Annotated in this window: 5 protein-coding genes; 1 reads left to right on the top strand and 4 read right to left on the bottom strand. The window is 60.6% G+C overall.

Annotated elements, in window-relative coordinates; translation table 11 throughout:
* Positions 1 to 509, bottom strand: a 509-nt coding sequence (locus tag Q319_RS0122670; protein WP_029484668.1) for a hypothetical protein, incomplete at its 3' end; no start/stop codon positions are given.
* A 189-nt stretch (positions 510 to 698) separates the two neighbouring features.
* Positions 699 to 857, bottom strand: coding sequence for a hypothetical protein (locus Q319_RS27665; protein ID WP_156039561.1), 159 nt, complete (start codon positions 855 to 857; stop codon positions 699 to 701).
* A gap of 251 nt (positions 858 to 1108) precedes the next feature.
* Between Q319_RS27665 and Q319_RS0122660 the strand changes: the two genes are divergently transcribed.
* Positions 1109 to 1993 carry an SDR family oxidoreductase gene (locus tag Q319_RS0122660; RefSeq protein WP_034416501.1) on the top strand — a complete coding sequence of 295 codons (885 nt, stop codon included), beginning with the start codon at positions 1109 to 1111 and terminating at the stop codon, positions 1991 to 1993.
* A 290-nt stretch (positions 1994 to 2283) separates the two neighbouring features.
* On the opposite strand, the gene Q319_RS0122655 is transcribed toward Q319_RS0122660, so the two are convergent.
* Both Q319_RS0122655 and Q319_RS0122650 read right to left on the bottom strand, forming a co-directional pair.
* Positions 2284 to 2550: a hypothetical protein gene (locus Q319_RS0122655; protein ID WP_029484666.1), complete on the bottom strand. Its 267-nt coding sequence runs from the start codon at positions 2548 to 2550 to the stop codon at positions 2284 to 2286.
* A gap of 140 nt (positions 2551 to 2690) precedes the next feature.
* Positions 2691 to 3440 (bottom strand): coiled-coil domain-containing protein, encoded by a 750-nt coding sequence (locus tag Q319_RS0122650; protein ID WP_156039560.1) that lies wholly within the window; start codon positions 3438 to 3440, stop codon positions 2691 to 2693.
* Positions 3441 to 3743: the final 303 nt, after the last annotated feature.

The following is a 3743-nucleotide window of genomic DNA, read 5'->3' as shown; positions in this document are numbered from 1 at the left end:
GGCAACGCGGCGTGAGCGGTGACTTCCAGGCGGGCCAGTTGTCCGCGCATGACCTGCATCTCTGCCCTGGCCGCCGCCGCCTCGCCCGCTTCCTGTGCCAGCTCGCGGCGAAGGATCTCGATTTCATCTTGGCTCCTCTCCAGTGCGGCCATGATTGGGAGGAGGGAGGGTGCCAGGGCTTCGCGCAGCAACTCGGCCAGATCGTCCCGGCCTATGACCACGCCGGGCAGTACCGAGGTAACCAGTGAAGAAGAGGACGCTGGAGGCAAGGTGAGCGCCCTGAGCGCCCCCTCAACGCTGACGGCCTCGTGACGGTGAACCATGCCCAGTGCCTCTCCCAGCAGTTTGACCACTGACTCGGGCCATAAGCGCTCCAAGTGCTGACCTCTGGGCAATGCCTCGCCTGTGATGGCCTCAATGGTTGTCGCATGCCGCCTGAGTGTGGGGAGCCGGACGCCCAGGCGTTCAGCCACCTGTTGAGGCGTCAGAACGAGCGGGGCGTCAGTCATGCCACAGCGTACAGGGGGGGCGCTCGGGGCGCTCTACCACTTAGTCGCTTGGGGCGCTCGAGCGCCCCAAGCGCCCCCACGAGGATGCGACTGGGACAGTGAAAAATATATTTCTCAAGTGAATAAAGAGAGCTACTTCCTTTTGCCCCGGCTCAGCCTCTATCAGCGCCACCGCGCTTCAGCGCTGGCCTAGCCCGGTGGTGGGTGTAGGTCAGCCACGGCGCGCACCTTGCGGATGGCCTCGCGCAGCTCGTCGCTGTAGGGCCGGGCTACGAACTCTGTGACCTTGTCCTCAAGCATCTCCATCAGGGCGTCGGCTTCGATAAGTGTCAGGCTGTCGTCGGTCATAGTTGCTCCTTCAGCTTGACGGACGGGGGCACACTGGCGGCCACCGTTCCTGTGGGGACACTCAGGCCCTGGGTGATCAGGTGGGCGGTGTGAGTTCCGGGGTTCTCCCTGCGGCACTGGCCTGGGTCTGAAACGCGGCCTGACGCCCATGGCTCAAGGCTGCCTGCGGGGTGAAGATCCTGTGGCCATGCTGATGGCTTTTCAGCGCTCATCAGCTACGTTGATCGTTATGAAGTCATTTGGAGCCACCTGTGCCTGACCTCAACAACTCCACTTCTCCCCTGATCGGTGTCACCGGAGCGCCCGGCAATATCGGCACACCGCTGGTGCAGGCATTGCTCAGGCGCGGCGCGCGGGTGCGCGTCCTGGCCCGCCACCAGGAGAAAGCACGGCAGGTGTTCATGGATGCCCCGCCGTCCCAGATCGAGTTTGAGACGATGGAATTCGGCAAGCGCCAGACCTACCTGAATGCTTTTGATGGCCTGGATAAGCTGTTCGTCCTGCGTCCGCCCGCTATCAGTCAGGTGTCCAGAGACATGTTTCCAGCGCTAGATGTGGCGCTGGGGGCCGGGGTGCGGCACTTCGCGCTGCTGTCGCTTCAGGGGGCCGACAAGCTGACGATCACGCCGCACATGCAGCTTGAGAAGCACCTAAGCGGCAACGGCGCGGCGTATACCTTCCTGCGCCCCAGCTTCTTCATGCAGAACCTGACCACCACGCACTTGCCCGAACTCAAGCAGGGCATCATCGCCGTGCCAGCCGGAAACGGGCGCACCAGTTTCGTGGACGCGTATGACGTGAGTGAGGCCGCCGCCATCGTCCTGACCGAAAATGGGCACGAGAACCGGGCCTACGAATTGACCGGCCCGGACGCGCTGACCTACCGCGAGGTGGCCGAGATTTTTACACGTGTTACGGGTCATCTGTACCGCTACACCGATCCCAACCCCCTCGCCTTCTACCGCCAGATGCGCGGTCACGGCGTGGGCCTGGGCGAGACGCTGGTAATGGAGGCCATTTATGTCACCGCCCGTTTGGGCCTCGCCAGGCATGTTTCGGACGACTTGCCCACGTTGTTGGGCCGCCCAGCACACAGCATTGAGGACTTTGCTAGAGATTTGCCCATCTTCGATTAGCGCCGAAGGAACATCACGGTGGTCACAGGGTCAACAAAAATTTTGATTCTTTTATTTTCACCCGGATAAAACCCTATAATTTTCTTCTATCTAAAGCGACTCAGGATGAAGAGTGTCAAGGGGGGGTATACCTCAATTGGGCGTCAGGTTGACGTTCGCCGAATACGATGAACACGGCAAAAAACAGGTGCATCTCTAGAAAGTTTCAGGGGTCTTAGACCCTGATCTGATACCTCGGCCCAGCACGGCCACACGATTTAGCGCCAAGGGCCATCCCTCGTGGAGGGCCGTTACTCGAGCCTACTGTGCAGCGGCCAGAACGCTACCCTACGCCTTGTCCGCCAAGCGTCCTTGGCTTCCTGGACGGGAATGACGCGCCATACATCAGCATCACGCACGGCGAACAGGTAGGCCGGAGGCATGCCTTCCAGATCGGCCAGCGCGCCGATCAGGACGAAAGGCTGGACTTCAGGAGGGATGGCGTGATCAGCAGCCAGACAGGCCAGGGGAAAAGCGTCATAGCCGTTGAACGCACAGCTTAAATGGGCCGGATGCATGCCACAGCATCCCCGAAAATACCGTCCTGATCAATCATTAAGTCATCATCGTTAGCAGAGACAACGCATGGACTGCGATGCGTCCAAACCACGAGAAATGAGATTGACAGTGCCGTTAGCGCAGGATCTGGTTCCTGGTCTCAGGTCGCCTCGTCTTCCAGGCGGGTGATCTCCTCCTGATCCTCTGCATTGGCCTGCTGCAACACCGAGATGCGCTCCTCGGCGATCTGGGCCTCAGCGATCAGTTGAATTTTCTGGGCCGCGTGGCTCTGTCCCTCTCGCTCCAGACTCCGGATGTGGTCGAGCGTGTCAGCCGCCTGACGTTCCAGTTGCACCAGTTCGCGTTCCCCACGCTCATGCTCCACCTGCTGGAGCTGAGTCGCTGCCTGCGCACCGACCTGTTCCAGATGAGCGATCTGTTCCAGGGAGCTGGCTTGCTCGACGGCAGCCTGAATAATGTCTTCGAGGTCCTGTACCTGTTCGCGAACGGACTCGCTCAACGTGGTCAGCAGATGACCACTCACGTCTTCCAACGGGGTTTCGCGAACTTCAGCCAGGGTCTGTTGAATGGTCAGGCGCAGTTGGTGGGCCATTTCGATCTGCACTCGTCCGGAGTTCACGATGTCCTTCAACGTAGCCTGATGCTCCTGGGCCAGGGTCCCGATCTGCGCCAACGGTGTGGCCCGCTGCTGTTCGAGGGTGGAGGCCACCACCTGTCGAAGCGCCTGCGCGACCACCAGTTGTTCTCGTCCACTCTGAATAATCTCTTCGAGGATATTGAGCTGGACCAATCCGGCTGCCCCGACGTGTTGCCGGGTCGAGGAAAACGAGGCCCGCTCGCTACGGGCGTCGACTTCATCAGGCAACTGGTGGTTTTTCGGTGAGGGCATGGAGCAGTCTAAGGGGTGGGCTGAATCAGGGTGAGGCGACAAGTTTCACTCACACCCACGTCTGCCCCGCAAACGAGAGGGTTCACCTGGGGCAGCCAAACCCACCCCCTTTCTACTGATCGTTGGGCCGTCGCCTGAGCTGCGGCCATCTAAGCACGTCAGATCAAGGCCAGCCGCTGTGGTGGCCTCACCCCTGGCCCACTTTGCCGCAGAATCAGATTCTAAGGACGCACCGCAGAATCTGGGGTTCTGCCGTGCTAGTCGGCAGAACAGCTCAGCTTGAGTGAGAGTCTAACGTTGGAT

This window comes from Deinococcus marmoris DSM 12784, assembly GCF_000701405.1.
Classification (GTDB): Bacteria; Deinococcota; Deinococci; order Deinococcales; family Deinococcaceae; genus Deinococcus; species Deinococcus marmoris.
The sequence above is the reverse complement of the archived record's forward strand: the minus strand, read 5'-3'. Positions and strand labels throughout refer to the sequence as shown.

What these genes read in the sequence shown, in the direction of transcription:
- Q319_RS27665 (WP_156039561.1), bottom strand. Translation starts at nt 857, where the DNA reads ATGACCGACGACAGCCTGACACTTATCGAAGCCGACGCCCTGATGGAG.
- Q319_RS0122655 (WP_029484666.1), bottom strand. Translation starts at nt 2,550, where the DNA reads ATGCATCCGGCCCATTTAAGCTGTGCGTTCAACGGCTATGACGCTTTT.
- Q319_RS0122650 (WP_156039560.1), bottom strand. Translation starts at nt 3,440, where the DNA reads ATGCCCTCACCGAAAAACCACCAGTTGCCTGATGAAGTCGACGCCCGT.